The 18,814-nt window shown below is 50.2% G+C and carries 16 protein-coding genes and 6 tRNA genes; 14 read left to right on the forward strand and 8 right to left on the reverse strand.

Annotation, left to right across the window (positions count from 1 at the left end; translation table 11 throughout):
* Positions 1 to 2 precede the first annotated feature (2 nt).
* The 3 genes from ACOQOZ_RS00810 to ACOQOZ_RS00820 all read left to right on the forward strand — a co-directional run bounded on the left by ACOQOZ_RS00810 (position 3) and on the right by ACOQOZ_RS00820 (position 2,975).
* The gene (locus ACOQOZ_RS00810) at positions 3 to 779 is read left to right on the forward strand and encodes a hypothetical protein (protein WP_420590388.1); all 777 of its coding nucleotides are present in this window, start codon (positions 3 to 5) and stop codon (positions 777 to 779) included.
* 117 nt (positions 780 to 896) lie between these two features.
* Positions 897 to 2,090: a hypothetical protein gene (locus ACOQOZ_RS00815; RefSeq protein WP_420590389.1), complete on the forward strand. Its 1,194-nt coding sequence runs from the start codon at positions 897 to 899 to the stop codon at positions 2,088 to 2,090.
* A gap of 18 nt (positions 2,091 to 2,108) precedes the next feature.
* Positions 2,109 to 2,975, forward strand: a complete 867-nt coding sequence (locus ACOQOZ_RS00820; protein WP_420590390.1) for a 1-aminocyclopropane-1-carboxylate deaminase/D-cysteine desulfhydrase — start codon at positions 2,109 to 2,111, stop codon at positions 2,973 to 2,975.
* Between the two features lie 3 nt (positions 2,976 to 2,978).
* Here ACOQOZ_RS00820 and ACOQOZ_RS00825 read toward each other — a convergent pair whose 3' ends face one another.
* Entirely contained in the window at positions 2,979 to 3,860 is an 882-nt protein-coding gene (locus ACOQOZ_RS00825) for a DUF1853 family protein (protein ID WP_420590391.1), read from the reverse strand.
* A gap of 86 nt (positions 3,861 to 3,946) precedes the next feature.
* On the opposite strand from ACOQOZ_RS00825, the gene ACOQOZ_RS00830 reads away from it, so the two are divergent.
* The 11 genes from ACOQOZ_RS00830 (at position 3,947) to ACOQOZ_RS00880 (ending at position 17,756) form a co-directional block, all read left to right on the forward strand.
* Entirely contained in the window at positions 3,947 to 4,831 is an 885-nt protein-coding gene (locus ACOQOZ_RS00830) for an NAD(+) kinase (RefSeq protein ID WP_420590392.1), read from the forward strand.
* A 2-nt stretch (positions 4,832 to 4,833) separates the two neighbouring features.
* The gene (locus ACOQOZ_RS00835) at positions 4,834 to 5,790 is read left to right on the forward strand and encodes a metallophosphoesterase (RefSeq protein WP_420590393.1); all 957 of its coding nucleotides are present in this window, start codon (positions 4,834 to 4,836) and stop codon (positions 5,788 to 5,790) included.
* A gap of 21 nt (positions 5,791 to 5,811) precedes the next feature.
* A complete protein-coding gene (locus ACOQOZ_RS00840; protein ID WP_420590394.1) occupies positions 5,812 to 6,696 on the forward strand; it encodes a rhomboid family intramembrane serine protease in 885 nt (294 codons plus the stop codon).
* Between the two features lie 10 nt (positions 6,697 to 6,706).
* A complete protein-coding gene (locus tag ACOQOZ_RS00845) occupies positions 6,707 to 6,955 on the forward strand; it encodes a YeaC family protein (protein ID WP_420590395.1) in 249 nt (82 codons plus the stop codon).
* Positions 6,956 to 6,968: 13 nt separating this feature from the next.
* Entirely contained in the window at positions 6,969 to 7,820 is an 852-nt protein-coding gene (locus ACOQOZ_RS00850) for a DUF2797 domain-containing protein (RefSeq protein ID WP_420590396.1), read from the forward strand.
* 34 nt (positions 7,821 to 7,854) lie between these two features.
* Positions 7,855 to 10,482 carry an aminopeptidase N gene (gene pepN, locus ACOQOZ_RS00855; protein ID WP_420590397.1) on the forward strand — a complete coding sequence of 876 codons (2,628 nt, stop codon included), beginning with the start codon at positions 7,855 to 7,857 and terminating at the stop codon, positions 10,480 to 10,482.
* Positions 10,483 to 10,550: 68 nt separating this feature from the next.
* Positions 10,551 to 11,921, forward strand: a complete 1,371-nt coding sequence (locus tag ACOQOZ_RS00860) for a DUF1329 domain-containing protein (RefSeq protein WP_420590398.1) — start codon at positions 10,551 to 10,553, stop codon at positions 11,919 to 11,921.
* Between the two features lie 185 nt (positions 11,922 to 12,106).
* Positions 12,107 to 13,333: a YCF48-related protein gene (locus ACOQOZ_RS00865; protein WP_420590399.1), complete on the forward strand. Its 1,227-nt coding sequence runs from the start codon at positions 12,107 to 12,109 to the stop codon at positions 13,331 to 13,333.
* 2 nt (positions 13,334 to 13,335) lie between these two features.
* On the forward strand, positions 13,336 to 15,819 hold the full coding sequence (locus tag ACOQOZ_RS00870; RefSeq protein ID WP_420590400.1) for an efflux RND transporter permease subunit: 2,484 nt from the start codon (positions 13,336 to 13,338) through the stop codon (positions 15,817 to 15,819).
* 90 nt (positions 15,820 to 15,909) lie between these two features.
* Positions 15,910 to 16,725 (forward strand): hypothetical protein, encoded by an 816-nt coding sequence (locus tag ACOQOZ_RS00875; protein WP_420590401.1) that lies wholly within the window; start codon positions 15,910 to 15,912, stop codon positions 16,723 to 16,725.
* Positions 16,726 to 16,730: 5 nt separating this feature from the next.
* A complete protein-coding gene (locus ACOQOZ_RS00880; RefSeq protein ID WP_420590402.1) occupies positions 16,731 to 17,756 on the forward strand; it encodes an AraC family transcriptional regulator in 1,026 nt (341 codons plus the stop codon).
* A gap of 20 nt (positions 17,757 to 17,776) precedes the next feature.
* Here the strand turns inward: ACOQOZ_RS00880 and ACOQOZ_RS00885 are convergent, their stop codons facing one another.
* From ACOQOZ_RS00885 to ACOQOZ_RS00915, 7 genes are all read right to left on the reverse strand, one after another.
* Positions 17,777 to 17,956: a hypothetical protein gene (locus ACOQOZ_RS00885; protein WP_420590403.1), complete on the reverse strand. Its 180-nt coding sequence runs from the start codon at positions 17,954 to 17,956 to the stop codon at positions 17,777 to 17,779.
* Positions 17,957 to 18,138: 182 nt separating this feature from the next.
* Positions 18,139 to 18,215, reverse strand: a tRNA-Asp gene (locus ACOQOZ_RS00890).
* 32 nt (positions 18,216 to 18,247) lie between these two features.
* Positions 18,248 to 18,323 (reverse strand) — tRNA-Val (locus tag ACOQOZ_RS00895).
* Positions 18,324 to 18,346: 23 nt separating this feature from the next.
* Positions 18,347 to 18,423: transfer RNA gene (locus ACOQOZ_RS00900), tRNA-Asp, on the reverse strand.
* Positions 18,424 to 18,457: 34 nt separating this feature from the next.
* Positions 18,458 to 18,533: transfer RNA gene (locus tag ACOQOZ_RS00905), tRNA-Val, on the reverse strand.
* A gap of 49 nt (positions 18,534 to 18,582) precedes the next feature.
* A tRNA-Asp gene (locus ACOQOZ_RS00910) sits at positions 18,583 to 18,659 on the reverse strand.
* Between the two features lie 29 nt (positions 18,660 to 18,688).
* A tRNA-Val gene (locus ACOQOZ_RS00915) sits at positions 18,689 to 18,764 on the reverse strand.
* Between the last annotated feature and the right edge of the window lie 50 nt (positions 18,765 to 18,814).

An 18,814-nucleotide genomic window follows, 5' to 3' on the forward strand; every position in this document is an offset into this window, starting at 1 on the left:
TTATGTCTGCGATTGGCCTAGTTGTTGCGATCGCGTTACCGATTGCGCTGGTGTTAATTGGCTTGGTTTTCGCGGGTCGGAGACAGCAGTCGGAGTTTAAGCAGCGCTCCCAGGCAAGGGCGATAAAAACAGCGGCAGAAGATCTTCTGGAAGCGCTGGAGTTCCTTATGCTGGTCGATAACTTCAAAGAAATTCAGTTGGTTGTACTGGATCGGGTTGCCTACTTTTATCAGCGCCATCAGGAAGCACTGCCCAAAAAGGACCGGCAGGAAGGTTATGGGGGCTTTGATAAAACGCCGTACCAGCAAAAAATTGAAGCCACTAAATCGGTACGTAAGGTTCTGAAGAGCGATCGGGAGATTCGTTATGCCAAACAACAGTTTTCGCGAATTCTGAAAACCCTGAATCCGATGGTGAAGCAGCGTATCATCTCTGAAACTGCGATGATGGAATACCGGCGCTATTTGCGCATGACGTTACTCGATTGTGAGGTAGATACGTATACCGCTCAGGGGGATGTGGCAGCCAAAAGAGGCGATGTGGTCACTGCTGGCAACTATTATAAAGCCGCGAAAAAGCTGCTGATTGAGTTTGATATTCAGTATCCGGAGAAAAATGACAAAATCCGTGGGCTCGCCAATCGAACGAACTCGCTTTATAACGGTGGGGAAGAACCTGAGGACAATCTGAGTAAAGCGTTATCTCAGGAAGAAACCAACGCTCAGAATGAGTTTGGTATCCCATCTGACCCCTCCGCAGGAGAGAAACAGAAGTTCTGAGTGCATGTGAACTGAGTCACAAACACCTACCGATCATCAGAAAAACCTTTAGTCCGGTACGCTTTTTTATTAGTGTGCGAGCCAAAATAATAAGTTTTTACATTCGAGATACCATTGATGAGTCTTCAGGAAGCTGTATTTATCCTGCATCAGCATGAAGTTGTCGCCAGTTATTGGCTGACCGATTTTGAACAACTTGTGCGCCGTCAGTCATCCTTATCCCCCGTTGCCAGCGATAAATTGTTGGCAGCATATGTCCAGATCGGCAATCACCGCTGTGCCGAAGCGATCGTGCTGTTTGAGATTCCGACACAAAGCGATAGCAGTGAGCCCGGAGTGCCGGTGAGTGATTGGTATATGCCGTTGAGACGTCTTGCTGACAGCGCTGGCCGTGGTCCGAATATGGGAGCAGGGCGAATCAAGCTTGCTTGTCAGACCCAGTGTTCTATTTCGTGGCATGCGAATTCACTCTGGGAGCCGGTGACGTCTGACTTTATGGCGATCCGTAAAGCGTTACGTGATAACCGCCTGGCGGCCAACGAAACAAACACGAAAGCTGCAGAAAAAACGGTTAATCTGGTATCGGCTGTGGAGCGCGTAAGTGGTGCATCGGCGGGTTCATTGCTGGCGCAAAAGCATGCTGACCCTGAAGTTGAAGAGCTAAAACGGACGTTGCGTAATGAAGTTGAGGCCTATCGCAATCAGCTGGCGCAATTGCAGCAGGAAATTGAGCGTCAGCGCGGTATGAATGAGAAGCTCAGTCGTCAGTCTATGGCTCCGTCATCGAATGATCATAACGCCGATATGGAGCAGCTACGACAGCTGCACTGTCAGCAGGTAACGGACCTAGAGCATCAGATAGAGCAGTTGAAATCGGAGCTGGAGTTGGCTCAACGCACTCCGGTGGTCAGCAGTCATACTGACTCTCAGGCGGCTCCGGAGAGCGTGGTCGATCATGAACAGATTCGGTGTCTGCAGCAACAAATCGAAGACCTCGAAGAGCAAAGCATTGACCGGTTTGTCAGCCGTATTGATGGCCTTGATGCGGTGTTGGTGGCCTTTCATCCGGGGGCTGGCCATCTCACGATCACGCCAGATAACATGAAGGTGTATGCAGACAATCCAATTGCTTACGCCGCTCAAAAATGTTTCGTTGGTGAAGAGGAATATCGCAACTGGCTGGATCATTATGATGATCCGCGCTGTCAGCAATGCCAGGCTGAAATTCCCCGGGTTGAGCAGCCACGCGATTTTGAATATCGCCTCAGTGCCTTTTGTAAGCTCCATAAAAAAGCTAATCTGGCGGGCTAATCATCTTCCGGAACCGCCGTGTTACGCCAGCTACTGCAAAAAAAACTGCCTGTTGAGCCTTTGCCCGGTTGTCAGCAGGCCAGTGTTCTTCGCCTGGACCTTCTTGATCCGGTCATCTCTGGCAATAAAGCCTATAAACTGCTCGGCCATATTGAGCGTGCTCAAACCCTGAATATATCCCGAATCGTCAGTTTCGGCGGTCCTTTTTCCAATCACCTTCACGCTCTTGCCGCAGCAGGAAAAACGCTCGGACTGGAAACCGTGGGTATTGTACGCGGTTATGAGAATCTGCCCCTGACTGCCACATTGCAGGACTGCCAGGCGTTTGGCATGAAACTGGTGTTTGCGGATAAAAAACAATATGCCCGCCGTTATCAGGCGGATTATCTACAGCAGCTGGCGGATGAATTTCAGGCGTATGTGGTCGAAGAGGGTGGTTCTGGCTCAGAAGGGCTGAAAGGATGCGAATTGCTGGCGCCGTACTGTCAGGAATTTGATCAGGTCTGGCTTGCTGTTGGTACTGGTACCACTGCACTGGGTCTCGCCGGTGCGCTACAGCAGCAGGGCTCAGCTTGCCGTTTGGTTGGCGTTAATGTGGTTGCTGATCAGGGTGAGCGGCGATTGGCCTGGCGACAGTCAATGCCCGATAAAAATTGGCAGTTGCTCGACGATTACCACTTTAGTGGATTTGCCCGAACCAATGAACAGTTGCTTCAGATGATTCGCGAATTCGATACATTGGGGTTGCCGTTGGATCCGGTGTATACCGCTAAGTTGGTTTATGCTTACCAGACGGAGTTGCAACAGCGCGCTGAGTTAGAAAACCAGCGTGTATTGTTGATTCATTCCGGTGGTTTACAAGGGCGTCGCGGATACCCTTTGTGATCTTTAGGCAGGCTTTGGCCAGTGGTCGGGCATGATCAGCCAGCGCTGTTGCTCGCACCAGAATCCGGCCTTGTTTTTCTCCAGTTGGACAGCGCAAAGGGCAGTTTCGATGTGCCGGAAGTGAGTGTCTTTGTGTCGTAGCAGGGTGTCCCTGTCGACACTGAAATCAACTCTGGCAGGGCTGATCCACTGCGGTTTTGATAATAAATACCAATCTCCTTGCGGAAGATAATGCTGGGCGTTCGACTGATGAATCCAATGGCCGCGCCAGTGCTGCGGATTAACGTCTTCCGGCAAGGTGGCTGATATGTCCTTGTCAGCCGGGTGGAATAAACAACCGCGCATCAGTGCCTGTGGCTGTAATGAGCGCCAGTTGTGGCTCTTCAGTAGCTCGTGTGCTGCCGGGTTGTGTGACAACTGCAATTGCTTGTCCCGGGTATGCCGGATCTTATCGGCCAGATAATCACGACGGTTTGGTCCAATCCAGTCCTGGTTAAAGCCAAGATAAAATTTCAGAGCCAACTCAAGGTGCCATTGCTGTTGCGCGGAAGCCTGGCTCTCAACCAGTAAATCAAACTCCCCTATGGTCTTTTTCTGCTGCTGAATCTGCAGATTGGCCTGCCAGCGGTTACCGCATAATTCCAGATACTGATGCCATATCTGCTCAAACATCAGCCCAAGCCTTGGGCTGCGATATTCAGGGGCGCAGCCGATTTCAGCAATCCACTGCTGCCATTCGCAGGCTTTTGATAACAGCTCAGGAGAGGTTGGAGACCATGGGCAATCAAGCAGGGCCGGTCCTAGCAGGCTCCAGATCAGGTCGCGCTGGTGTTGGGAGGGTAACGCAAAATATGGGTGATCCGGGTCAAGCGGAGAAAAAAACACAAAGACTCCTGAAAGCGTTTTATGGACGGCTGTGGTATAACCCGCAGTTATACCCCATGCATCCGAATTCGACGAGTTAACAGCAGATGGAAGAGTTCCGCAATATTGGCATCATTGGTCGCCTGAACAGTAAAAAAGTGATTGAGACCATCAAGAGACTGAAGCAGTACCTGATGGAAGAGGGTTATCACGTCATCCTCGAAGATCGTATCGCAGAAGTGATGCCAGGCCATGGAATGCAAACCTCTAAGGTCAGCATTCTTGGCGAAATTTGCGATCTGGTAATCGTAGTGGGCGGCGATGGCAGTTTATTAGGTGCTGCTCGTGCGCTGGCGAAATTCAACACCCCGGTACTGGGCATTAACCGTGGTCGCCTGGGTTTCCTCACAGACATCAGCCCGGATGACACCATGCTGGACGCGGTGCAGGATGTACTCGACGGGCGTTACAAAGAAGAGCGCCGCTTCCTGCTGGATGCGGAAGTGAAGCGTGATGGTAACCCAATCGGCGCCGCCGCTGCGTTAAATGATGTGGTGCTGCACCCGGGTAAATCGGCGCGTATGATCGCCTTTGATCTGTATATCGAAGGCCAGTTTGTTTACAGCCTGCGTTCGGATGGTCTGATTGTATCAACACCAACCGGATCAACCGCTTATTCATTGTCGGGTGGTGGGCCGATTATGCATCCTCGCCTGGATGCGCTGGTGCTGGTGCCAATGTTCCCTCATACCTTATCCAGTCGCCCGATTGTGGTTGATGGCAAAAGCGAAATTAAGATTGTGGTCAGTGCCGATCAGGAAATTTATCCGACGGTAAGTTGTGATGGTCAGAACCATATTCCGTGTGCGCCTGGCGATGCGATTACTATCCGCAAGAAAGCCCATAAGCTGAAGCTGATTCATCCTGAAGGCCATAACTTCTATGAAATCTGCCGCACCAAGCTAGGATGGGCCAGCAACCTGGGAGACTAAATATGCACCAGGGATACGATTTAATCGGTGATATTCATGGTTGTGGTAATACGCTGGTCAGCCTGCTGGAGCAAATGGGTTACAGCAAAAAGAATGGCGTATATCAGCATCCCAAACGCAAAGTGGTGTTTTTAGGGGACATTGTTGATCGTGGCCCTCATATCCGCATGGCCTGTCATATCGTTCGGGATATGGTTGATGGTGGCCACGCAGAAATCGTCATGGGCAATCACGAGTACAACGTCGTTACCTATTGCACCCAGGCACCAGCCGGGATGCGTCAGCCTTTCCTGCGCCCTCATACCAAACGGAATGACTTTATTGTTGAGCAGACAATGGAGCAGTTTGCCAATCATCCGCATGACTTTAATGACTTTCTGGACTGGTTTGTCGAGCTGCCGTTGTTTCAGGAGTTCGAACATTTTCGGGTGGTTCATGCTTGCTGGGATCCGGCGATGATTGATGAATTTATCGCGCAGTATGGCGGTAACCAGTTGCACAAAGGATTGCTGGCGGAATCGGTAAAAACCGACTCCTTTATCTATAAATTTCTCGATCGCACCTTACGCGGCACGTCGCTGAAATTACCGGATGGTCGTTCAATGACCGCCAAAGATGGAATGGTACGCCAGTTTTTCCGCACCAAATTCTGGGCCGACACGCCACAACGCTACAGCGACGTTATCTTTCAGCCAGACCCGTTGCCGGATGATATTCACCATGCGTTGTTATCCGATGAAGAGAAAGAGCAATTGTTGTTCTATGGGCCTCAGGAAAAACCTCTATTTATTGGTCATTACTGGATGTGGGGGATACCGGCTCCGATTGTGCCGAATATTGCTTGTCTGGATTACAGCGCGGTGAAATACGGTCGATTGGTAGCGTACCGTATGGACACCGAACATCATTTACAGCCCGGTAAATTTACCTGGGTTCGTGTAGAAAAGAGCGAGCGCTGAGTGGAGCCAGAGATCGAACCTATGTTAGCTCTGGTGGCTGAGCCGGAAGTGGATTTATCACCGCTGACCAGCCGCTTATGGGCAAACAAAATTGCCCATCGGGTGATTCCTCAGGAAGGCAAGCAATGCCTTTACCTGGCCGATAGTCGTGATATCGAGCAGGTTAAGAACTGGCTTGAAGAATGGCAGCAAGGGCAGCTGGATGATGCCGACCTGATCGTCGAAAGTCAGAGTGGCAATTGGCTACTTAAAATCAGTGAGGCGCCGCTGGCTTTTTTGTTTATCCCGTTGTTTTTAGCGGTATTCGCATGGATGCATATCAGCACGGACTGGAACGCCTGGGTAATGTTGGGGCAAGCGCTCTGGCCAGAACATAGACTGAGTCTGGAAGCTTATGCTGAAATAGGGCTGTGGGACTTATGGCGTCCTACTTTGCTGCACTTTTCTTTCCTGCATATTCTGATGAACATGCTTTGGTGGTGGGTTCTGGCCCGTCGTATTGAGGTCGTGGACGGCAAGGCTGCACTTCTGCTGGTAATTCTGCTCTGTGGCCTTATTGGTAATGCCGCACAATGGTGGTATGCCGGGCCGGGCTTTGGCGGAGCTTCTGGTGTCACATTGGGCATGTTGGCCTGGGTCGCTACCCGCGAACGTCGTTTCAAACTGGGCTATCAGGTTCCCCCGGTATTGCTGACTGTGATGGTTGCCTGGTTATTGCTGACCTTATTAGGAGACACTGTGGTGCCAGGGTTGTCTGGTACTGCTCACGGTGCCCATTTTGGCGGCCTGATTTGTGGGTTATTATTTGCCCAGCTCTGGCCAGTACGCCGATTCGTACACGCGCCTTCCACTGAGCAATCTGATTTAACAAAAACCGGTAATCAGCCGGACTCCCGTGATAACTGATGAGAATGACATGACGCTTGATCAACTGATTCAATCCCTGACGCCTGAAGTCTATGAGAACCTGAAGAACGCCGTTGCAACGGGTCGTTGGCCCAACGGTATTAAGCTGAAGGACGGACAGCGTGAGTTGTGCATGGAAGCCATTCTGCATTACGAAAGCAGTCACGATGTACCCGCTGAACAGCGTGTTGGTTACATCGCTGACGGTTGTAAATCATCGAAAGGCGATGATGACGTTCAGACGCTGACCCTGCAATAATCCGGGGGCAGACATGAGTGAGTTTACCGGCCATCTGCAGAAGATGGCTGCCCGCGCTGTTGCTGCAGATCAGCAAAGCAGTGATGCGGTTCATTATGATTTGCTGCTGGATCAGCAGCAGATTCCTCTGGCGCCTCTCATTGGCAAGAAATTAACGATCGAATATCTGGGTGATATTCACTGCTGTCACTGCGGTCGCAAAAGCAAAAAAAGCTTTGGCCAGGGTTACTGTTATCCCTGCTTCAGTAAGCTGGCGCAATGCGATTCCTGCATGATGAGCCCGGAAAAGTGCCACTTTCATCTGGGCACATGCCGGGAGCCTGAATGGGCTCAAAAGGTGTGCTTTAACGATCATATTGTCTACCTGGCTAATTCTTCCGGTATCAAAGTGGGTATTACCCGTGCAACTCAGGTTCCGGTGCGCTGGCTGGATCAGGGCGCTACGCAGGCGTTACCGATTGCCCGGGTGGCAACCCGTCGACAGTCTGGCCTGATCGAAGATTGCTTGCGTCAGGATATCGCTGACAAAACCAACTGGCGAGCGATGCTGAAAGGCAATGCCGATCCGGTTGATCTGGAAGCCGAGCGGGATCGCCTGTTTGATTTATTTTCACTGGATCTGAACTCAATTATTGCGGCACAAGCGCCGGGAGAAATTGAGTTGTTATACGATGCTGAAGCGTATGCCTTTGATTTTCCGGTGCAGCAGTTCCCAACAAAAATCAGCAGCTTTAATCTGGATAAAAACCCGTTGGTTGAAGGAACGCTGATGGGAATCAAAGGGCAATACCTGATTTTCGACAGCGGCGTGATAAACATCCGTAAATTCACATCTTATGCCGTAAACGTTAAGGTTAACGACTAACGTTACTGTTTTCGGCCATTCATCTGAGGCGACTATGCGCGACGCACAACCTAATGCAATTTACCTGAAGGACTACCAGCAACCTGGTTACTGGATTGAACAAACGGACCTGACATTTGAATTGCAGGCGGACTATACCCTTGTGACGGCGCGCCTCAGTATTGTGCGTAATGATCAGGTGGATGGTGGCGGCACGCTGCGCCTGGATGGCCAGCAGCTTGAATTAATTTCTGTCGCTGTTGATGGCTCACAAATTGAGTCGCAACAGTACGATCTTGATGAAGAAAGCCTGACGCTGCATCAGTTATCTGCAAGCCATGAACTGACGATTAAAACCCGGATTTATCCGGATAAAAATACCGCACTTGAAGGTTTGTATCAGTCCGGTTCTATGTATTGCACCCAGTGTGAAGCGGAAGGTTTCCGCCGTATTACGTATTACCTCGATCGACCGGATGTGATGTCGGTGTTTACCACTCATATTATTGCTGACGGTGAGCAGTATCCGGTACTGCTGTCTAACGGTAATCTGACGGGTGAGGAAAACCTGGCTAACGGTCTGAAAAAAGTCAGCTGGCATGACCCCCATAAAAAACCCGCGTATTTGTTTGCGCTGGTTGCCGGAGATTTGCAGGTTAAAGAGGATCGTTTTACCACCATGAGTGGTCGTGACGTTACTCTGAAGATTTTTGTTGAGCCTCAGAATGTCGACAAAACCGATTATGCGCTGGATGCCTTAAAGCGCTCGATGAAGTGGGACGAAGATACCTATGGTCGGGAATACGATCTGGATATTTTTATGATCGTGGCGGTCGACGACTTCAATATGGGAGCGATGGAAAACAAAGGATTAAACATTTTTAATTCTTCCTGTGTTCTGGCGAATCCGGCGACCGCAACTGATGCGGCTTATCAGCGAATTGAAGCCATTGTTGCTCATGAGTATTTTCATAATTGGTCGGGTAACCGGGTTACCTGTCGTGACTGGTTCCAGCTCAGTCTGAAAGAAGGGTTTACGGTTTTCCGTGATGCCTGTTTCTCGGCGGATATGAATTCAGCCACGGTTAAGCGCATCGAAGATGCGCGTATTATGCGTACGGTTCAGTTTGCGGAAGATGCGGGCCCGATGGCGCACCCGGTGCAGCCGGATTCTTTTATCGAAATTTCCAACTTTTACACCGTTACTATTTATGAAAAGGGTGCAGAAGTGGTTGGCATGCAGCGAAAAATCCTTGGGGAAGAGGGCTTTCGCAAAGGCTCGGATTTGTACTTTGAACGCCACGATGGTCAGGCGGTTACCATTTACGATTTCACCAAAGCGATGGAAGACGCCAATGGTGTTGATCTGACCTTGTTTAAGCGTTGGTATAAACAGGCGGGAACACCGGTCGTACAGGTAAGCAGTGAATACGACGCTGCCTCGCAATCACTGACTCTGACCTTATCGCAGCAGTGTCCGGATACGCCAGGGCAAACCGATAAGCAACCGATGTGGATTCCGGTACAGCTGGGGCTATTGGGCAGTCAGGGCCACGATATGGCAGTTAACGTTGAGCCGGCTTCAGCCTGGACTGCGAGCAGTCAGGTGTTACACCTGACGGAAGCGACTCAGACGTTTGTATTTAATCAATTACCCGAACGTCCGGTATTGTCGTTATTCCGCGATTTTTCTGCGCCAGTGAAAGTGGAGTTTGATCAGAGTCGGGACGAGTTGTTGTTCCTGTTACAGCATGACAGCGATGGTTTTAACCGCTGGGATGCCGGCCAGCGTCTGATGTTGGGCTGGATCGATGATGCGATGACGACACCGTTTGCACTTGATGATCCGTCTCGAAACGCTTTGGCATCATTATTAACAGATGAGTCGCTGGATCCGGCGATGGTTGCTTATTTACTGACTCTGCCGTCTGAAGCCTATATTGCAGAATTCTCAGCTGAGATTGATCCGCAAGCGATTTACCAGGCGCGTCAGCAAGTGCGTTTGGCGATTGCTGAGTCACTGCAGCGGGAATTTTCTTCAGTTTATCAACGACTGGGTTCTGATCAGCCGTATGCGCCGGAGCCTCAGCAAATGTCGACCAGAGCACTGAAGAACCTTGCACTGAGTTATCTGTCATTGGTATCTGAAGCCGGGGTAAGCAGTGCTGAGCGCCAGTATCAACAAGCGGATAATATGACTGATCAGATGTCGGCTCTGGTGACTCTGATTAATGGTTCTGACTCTGCATTGGCGAACGACTATCTGGCACGTTTCTATCAGCAATGGAAAGACGATGTGCTTGTGATTAATCAGTGGTTGTCGGTTCAGGCGGGCTCGAGCAAGCTGGGGACTGCAGACTTTATTGAATTATTGCTGAATCACGAGGCTTTTGACTGGCACAATCCAAACAAGGTGCGTTCGGTAATTGGGGCTTTTGCCAATCAGGCTTTGTGCCATTTCCATGCAGAAGACGGGCGTGGTTATCAGCTGCTGGCGGATGCAGTGATTCGTCTGAACGCATCGAACCCGCAAATAGCATCGCGGTTATTGGCGCCACTGACTAAATGGAAGCGCCTGATCCCGGCTCAGGGAGAGCAAATGAAAGCCCAGCTGCAGCGTATTATGGCTCAGCAAGACTTGTCGAAAGACGTATACGAAGTGGTTAGTAAGAGTTTGGTTTGAGCATAAAGCGTTTATTCTTTATGCTTGAGCGCATATAAGCCGCTTAAGCGGTGTGTTGAGGTCGCAAAATGAAGAAAAATAATTGGATCGCGGCAGGTGCACTGGCACTGTCTTTGGCAGCTCCGTCGTTAATGGCGGCTGTTTCGGTCGAACAGGCCGAGCGCCTGAAAAATGAATTAACGCCTTTAGGTGCCGAGCGCGCCGGCAACAAAAGCGGAGATATTCCGCCATGGCGTGGTGGTTTAACTCTGCCACCGGTTGAGTACTCAAAAGCAGGTCAGCATCACCCTGACCCGTATGCAGCGGATAAGCCGTTGTTCACTATTACTGCGGCGAATATGAAGCAGTATCAGGAATTTCTGACCGATGGCCAGAAGGCCATGTTCAAAACCTATCCTGATACGTTCAGAATGCCGATCTATCAAACCCGTCGTACCGCAGCGGCGCCAGAATGGGTTTATGACAACACCTATAAAAACGCTTTGCGTGCTGAGCTGGCCGAGAATGGTAACGGCTTACTGTATGCCTATGGTGGTATTCCTTTCCCAATCGCTCAGAACGGTCTGGAAGCAATCTGGAACCACATTACCCGCTGGCGTGGTGTTTATCTGACCCGCCGTGCTTCGGAAATTGCAGTACAGGTTAATGGCGATTACTCGCTGGTAACGGTTCAGCAGGAAGTTGAATTTAACTACTACCGTCAGGATCGCAGCATCAACGATCTGGACAATATTCTGTTCTACTATCTGTCATTTACCAAGGCACCTGCGCGTCTGGCGGGTGGTGCGGTATTGGTTCATGAAACTCTGAACCAGGTCGATGAGCCTCGCCAGGCATGGGGTTATAACGCCGGTCAGCGCCGTGTACGTCGTGCACCGAACCTGGCTTATGACACGCCAATTGCAGCGGCTGACGGCCTGCGTTATGCCGATGACACCGATATGTTTAACGGTGCTCCGGATCGCTATGACTGGAAGCTGGTTGGTAAAAAAGAAGTCTATATCCCTTACAACAACTACAAGCTGAGCTCTAACCAGACCAGTTATGACGACATTATCAAGCCGGGCCACCTTAACCCTGGTTTCACACGCTATGAAAAACACCGTGTGTGGGTTGTTGAAGCAAATCTGAAAGAGGGCAGCCGTCACGTTTATCACAAGCGTCGCTTCTACTTGGATGAAGATACCTGGGGTATTGCAGCCGCAGATTTATACGATTCGGCCGGTGAGCTGTGGCGTGTGAACATGGCTTACATTAAGACCTTCTACGAGTTGCCGGTTACCTGGACAACGCTGGATGTGTTCCATGACCTGAAAGCGAAGCGTTATCACGTACAGGGTCTGGATAACGAAGAACAGAAAACCATCGACTTCAGTGACAAGCCGCCAGGCGAACGTTACTTCACACCGTCGGAATTACGCCGACGTGGTCGTCGCTAATCCTTAAGTATGAATGCGGATGGTGCTTTTGCCCATCCGTTTTCATATGTGGAACAATCGATACGGATAATCGTGAATTAGACCTAAAATGGCTTAACATTTCGTAACAACGGGGCGTTAGTCATTGATAACATCGTCGGCTAGACTAGCTGCCTTCCGACATTAGTATAAGAACGGAGCCCTTTATGAGGTTTAATTTGGTTCAGCCGGATGCTGCTTTGGGGAAAGCGCATTGTTCAGGCTTACGCCAGTTTTTGGTCATTCTGACCGTGGTTTTTTCTCAACTGTTTTTTGCTCAGGCCAGCCAGGCGAAGTGGAAAGATCCACTGGACACGCCGGCAGCTTCAACGGCTAAGGCACACAAAGCATTATTATTAGATGTTGTTCGGGCAGGGCAGCGTTTGGTTGCCGTTGGTGGCCATGGACACATCATTTATTCCGACGATAACGGTCGCAGCTGGCAGCAGGCCCGGGTTCCGGTCAGTGTGACGTTAACAGCCGTATATTTTTCCTCAGCCAAGCATGGCTGGGCTGTTGGTCATGATGGCGTGATTCTGATGTCGAACGATTCCGGTCAGAGCTGGAAACGTCAGTTTGATGGTTACAGTGCTAACAAAGCGATTGTAGCCGCAGCTAAAGATAAGAAGCAGCAGGCTCAGGCAGCGTTGGATGCTGCAGAAGCGTCGAATAACACAGTGCTGATTGAAGAAGCTGAGATGGCGCTGGAAACGGCTACTTATTCTCTTGAAGATGCCGAATACGATGCCAGCACCGGTTCGACCAAGCCGTTTCTGGATGTTTGGTTCTATGATGCCCGCCGTGGCTTTGCGGTTGGTGCTTACGGCATGTTTTTCTACACCTCCGATGGCGGCATTAACTGGAAAGATGTTTCTGCCCGTTTACCTAATCCGGAGCGTTTCCATCTGAACTCTATGACGCTGGTGGGGAATCGCTCACTGGTGGTTGTTGGTGAGATGGGCATGATTCTGCGTTCAGACGATCTGGGCGAAACCTGGCACTCAATCCCTTCACCTTATGAAGGTTCTCTATTTGGTCTGATTAATGTTGGCGATCAGCAATTGCTGTTCGGTTTACGTGGTCATGTCTACAGCTCTTCCGATGCCGGCATCAGCTGGACGGAAATTATGACAGGTAGCGAGCAGACTCTGCTGGCCGGTGTTGTTGGTTTAAAAAATGCGGTACTGGTCGGTAACGGCGGTTCTGCAATTTTGTTCGATAAGGCATTAAAGAAAAGCCGTACGTTAATTCTCGAAGGCCGTAAAGCCTATGCCGCGGTTGCAGAAGCTTCCGATGGCAGCTTTATTCTGGTCGGCGAAGCAGGTGTTCAACTGCTGAGCGCAACCGGAGAATTAATTGATCAAACCGTGAGTATGGCTGCAGGAGACTTCTGATAATGGCTGAACAAAAACATCATTTTTCTTCGGAGCCAGAACATTACATCCTGTCTCCGGAAACCGAACCTATGCTGGAGCGGTTGTTCTTTAACAATCGCTTCCTGGTGTTGCTGATTCTGACCGCATTAACCGCTGTTTTTGCTTATGGTCTGACGAAGGTGAAACTGGATTCCAGTATTGAAAAGTACATCCCGCTGAATCACGAGTACATCCAGAATTTCCTGGTGCATAAAGACTCGATGAAAAGTGGCGTTGCCAACGTGAAAATCTCCGTTGAATCGACCCAGGGCGAAATTTTCACCAAAGAATACATGGAAACCCTGAGCAAAATTAACGATGAAGTTTTCTTCGTTAAAGGTGTTGATCGCTCGGGTATGAAATCCCTGTGGACGCCAAATGTACGCTGGACCGAAGTAACGGAAGAGGGCTTCCAGGGTGGTCCGGTTATTCCAAGTACTTACGACGGTTCTGAAAACAGCCTGGAGCAGGTACGTCAGAACGTCTTGAAATCCGGTCAGGTTGGACGTCTGGTTTCTAACGACTTCCGTTCATCGATTATTGATGTCCCTTTAGTTGAGAAGGACCCGGATACCGGTGAGAAGCTGAACTATCAGCAGTTCTCCCATGATCTGGAAGAGAAAATCCGCGCCAAATATGGCGATGACAACTACCGTATCTACATTACTGGCACACCGAAAAAACTGGGCGACCTGTTAGACGGTGCTGGCAAAATTGCGATCTTCTTCCTGATGGCAATGGGCGCAACAGCCGTTCTGCTGTTCCTGTATTCCCGCTGTATCAAAGGAACCATTGTTCCGATTCTGGCATCTCTGATTGCGGTTGTATGGCAATTGGGTGCGCTGGCTCTGATGGGCTACACCGTTGATTTGTATTCGGTATTGGTACCTTTCCTGGTGTTTGCGATTGGTATCAGTCATGCGGTTCAGATCATTTCTGGTATCGCAATTGAAGCGGGTAAAGGTGAAAACCGCCTGATGGCTGCGCGTAAAGCGTTCCGTGGCTTGTACGTGCCTGGCATGCTGGCATTAATGAGTGATGCGATGGGCTTCCTGACGCTGCTGTTTATTGATATCGGCGTGATTCAGGAGCTGGCGGTTTCTGCATCGGTTGGTGTTGCCATGATCATTATTACCAATCTGGTATTGCTGCCGATTATCATGTCGTACATCGGTATCAGCGCCAGCGGTATTCGTCATGCTGAGAAAACCGAAAAATCTGAACCTAAGTTATGGAAATTCCTGTCTCACTTTGCAACCCGCAAAGTGGCGCCTTTCCCGATTATTATTGCTATCGCGATGGCGATTGGTGGCTACTTCGTCAGTCAGGATCTGAAAATTGGTGACCTTGATAAAGGTGCTCCGGAGCTGCGCGCGGATTCCCGCTATAACCTCGATAACGACTTTATGGTGAGTAACTACTCCACCAGTTCCGACCTGCTGGTTGTGATGGTGGAAACGGCGAAAGAGCAATGTAACTCTTATAAGGTGATGGACGCTGTGGACCGCTTTATGTGGTACATGGAAAACGTTCCGGGTGTGCAATCGACCACCTCGCTGGTAACCGTTTCCAAGTTGGTTACCAAAGCAATGAATGAAGGCAACCTGAACTGGTCAGCGCTGTCACGTAACCAGACCATTCTGAATACGTCTATCCAGCGTGCACCGAGTTCACTGCTGAATTCAGAGTGCTCAATGGCGCCGGTAATTGTTTATCTGAATGACCACAAAGCTGAGACGCTGGAAACAGCCGTTAAAGCGGTGGAAGATTTCAAAACTCAGTACGACGATCAGGTGGATCAGAAGTACTTTGGTTACAGCATCTCTGAAATCGATCAGGCAATTGCTGATGGTGAGATCGATTCTGTACCGGTACGTTTCCAGTTGGCATCGGGTAACGCAGGTATTGAGGCGGCAACCAACCAGGTGATTGCTGACGCGCAAAACACCATGCTGATCTTTGTATATGTGGTGGTATTCCTGCTGTGTTTCGCAACTTTCCGCTCGTTTACGGCAGTTGCTTGTATCATCATCCCATTAGCTCTGACCTCGGTACTGAGCCAGGCGCTGATGACTTACCTGGGTATTGGTGTGAAAGTAGCTACGCTACCGGTAATTGCGCTGGGTGTGGGTATCGGTGTTGACTACGGTATCTATATCTACAGCCGTCTGGAAGTGATGATTATTGCTGGTAAGTCTCTGCAGGAGTCTTTCCTGGAGACGCTGAAATCGACAGGTAAAGCAGTAAGCTTCACGGGTGTTACCCTGGCATTGGGTGTTGCGACCTGGATCTTCTCTCCGATCAAGTTCCAGGCCGATATGGGAATTTTGCTGACCTTTATGTTCCTGTGGAACATGCTGGGCGCATTGATCCTGTTGCCAGCTCTGGCTCACTTCCTGCTGAGTCCTGAGCGAATTGTTAAGCGCCATAACAAACGCCACGGTGATGTGCCACCGGCGGGTTAATCGGCAGAGATAATAAAAAGCGGTGTTAGCTTGATGTTAATCACATTAAGATAGCACCGCTTTTTTTGTGTCATTAAATCGAGGAATGGAATGAAAAGTCGTCTGGGTCTGGAAGCTGAACTGCCGGTAGTCGATATTGTGCAGGAAGCGGTTGAGCTGCTCTGGGAAAAGCGTGTGGACGTTATTCGGATGTTCCTGCCAGCCATTTTGATTCTTGCGGCGATCGATTGGGCCAGTCAGCACTTCTTTCCTGGCGATGCGGAAGCCGAGGTGCCGGTTTTTCATCCTGAACAACTGATATTTGTGCTTGCTTCCGTTGTACTCAGCATATTAATGGCGACGGCTTGTCACCGGTTCACCTTGTTGCCGAAAGAAGGCTGGAATGCCAACGCTATCCATAGTTTTGGTCGTAATGAATTTCGCTATTTGCTGCGTGGCCTGCAAATCGCTGTTTGTTGTGTGGTGGTGTTCTTCTCTGTGATGATGAGCTTAATGGCGCTTGTGGGTCCTGAGCGGGCGATATTTGCCGTGGCGGTGGCCGTGATGCTGATGCTGTATATCTGGTCGCGGTTATCCATCACCTTGCCTGAAGTTGCGTTGGGCACAAAGTCGGACCTGGCGCGCGCCTGGTCTATTAGTAAAGGCAATGGCAGCCGGTTGGTTGTGGTTGTTTGGGTAGTGCCGATTATTATGGCGTTGCCGTTCTGGCTGGCCTTTATGGCAGAAGACGCATCGGGTTTGCTGAATTATCTGGCCGCATTTGGCATTTATCTGACAACCTTGGTTGGTTTGGTGATGTTGTCGCTTTCGTACCGGTTTTTGCTCGATTTTTATGAAGGCGAAGAGCAGTCACAGCAGCCACAGCAGCCGCAATCACAATCCGATGACAGCAGCTTTGATGCCTGATCATTATGAAGTTAGGTGATGTTTCGGTAGCGATTGTCGAGGTCATGGGCAGGGCGGTTGAGTCGCTTGGTGGAGATCCGGCAGCTCAGTTTGAGCAATATCAGATGGATCAGGTGAAGCTGAATTCGCCGGATGCGCGAATCAGTATTCCGCGCTTTATGCGTCTGGGTCACGCCTGTATCGAGGCCCATCAGATTCCCTGGTTAGGGCTTGAAATGGGGCGCTTGACCTCAGCAGGCAGTCTTGGGCTGGCAGGCCTGGTTGCTCAGACGGCTCCCGATGTTCGTGTGGCTTGTACGGCTATTGCAGAATTTGAATTACTATCATCCTTTAACGCTCGTGGGCGCTCTGGCTTTTACCTCGAAAACGGCGATGGCGTCGCCAATTTTTATTCGATCAGTCCTTATAACGAATACAACCTGTTTGTGGTTGATTCGGTGTTAGCTGGTTGGGTGAGAATGCTGCAATGGCTGAGTGGCCGTGATGACCTGGTAAAGCGTGTCGAATTTGAATTCCGTGCTCCGGCATACAGTGATCAGTACGATCAGTATTTTGATTGTGACGTGCGCTTTGGTGCTGAGCGAAACGCTGTTGTGATTCATGATTGGGCGCTGGCATTGCCGTCGCTCCATCGTTGTGCATCGACACATCAGGGATTAAAACAGCTGGCTGAGCGCGAATTAGAGCGTGTGCGCCTCGGTTTGAGTTTCAGGGAGGTGATTGAGCGCGCCATTGGGCCGCTGTTGAAAGGGCAGACGCCAACCCTTGATATGGTTGCTCATCGTCTGAATATGGCGCCCTGGACCGTTAGGCGGCGTCTCAATGCTGAAGGTATCAGCTTCCAACAAGTGATGAATGATACGCGACGGGATCTGGCGGTCAGTTACGTGCGTGATACAACGTTAACCTTGGGAGAGATTGCGTTTCTGCTGGGGTTTGGCTCGACGGCTGCGTTTCAGCGGGCCTTTAAACGATGGACCGGGCAAGCGCCCGGTCGTTTCAGAGAAGATGCTCGTGGCCGGTTAAGTTAGCTGGCCAGCGGGCAAGAGCATTACAGCTCTACTGCGTCATCAACGTCGTCGTCAAAATCGTCATAACCGACGTCGAGCAGATCATCAATATAATCAGACATAATTGTCCTCCTTCGTTTCCTTAATTTCTTACTACCTGAATTCCTTATCCAGGCTTCTGGCTGGTTTTCTTTGATGCTGATGTATGGACTTAGCATCATGCGTGCCAGATTTGCTAATCATATCGAATCTGACCTCGTGGTCAAGAAAATAGACAGGTTCAGAGTCAAACTGATTGCGGAGGACTGTAAAGCAGTTAGATGAACGACAGATGACAAAAACAGATAGTAGGAAGCTATTTGTCGAAGATATTTAGAAAAAATAGATAGGGTAAAGCAAGAAATGGCGGACTGGACGGGACTCGAACCCGCGACCCCCGGCGTGACAGGCCGGTATTCTAACCAACTGAACTACCAGTCCGCATAAGTCACTGTTTAACCACTTTGAGGTAGTGGTGGGTGATGACGGGATCGAACCGCCGACCCTCTGCTTGTAAGGCAGATGCTCTCCCAGCTGAGCTAATCACCCAAATTTTTACATCTCAGGAAAGATGGCGGACTGGACGGGACTCGAACCCGCGACCCCCGGCGTGACAGGCCGGTATTCTAACCAACTGAACTACCAGTCCGCATAAGTCACATTGTTTAACCACTTTGAGGTAGTGGTGGGTGATGACGGGATCGAACCGCCGACCCTCTGCTTGTAAGGCAGATGCTCTCCCAGCTGAGCTAATCACCCATTTTGTTTTCGCAAAAGTGCGAAATCAAAAGTTCGATTTAACGAAAGATGGCGGACTGGACGGGACTCGAACCCGCGACCCCCGGCGTGACAGGCCGGTATTCTAACCAACTGAACTACCAGTCCATCGTTTCGTAAATCGCTGCTTCACGGTTTGGTGGGTGATGACGGGATCGAACCGCCGACCCTCTGCTTGTAAGGCAGATGCTCTCCCAGCTGAGCTAATCACCCTTCCCCGTAAAAGCGAGGTCGCATTCTACTCAGAATCCGCAGGGTGTCAA

Origin of the sequence: Bacterioplanoides sp. (assembly GCF_965219715.1) — a bacterium.
Classification (GTDB): Bacteria; Pseudomonadota; Gammaproteobacteria; order Pseudomonadales; family Oceanobacteraceae; genus Bacterioplanoides.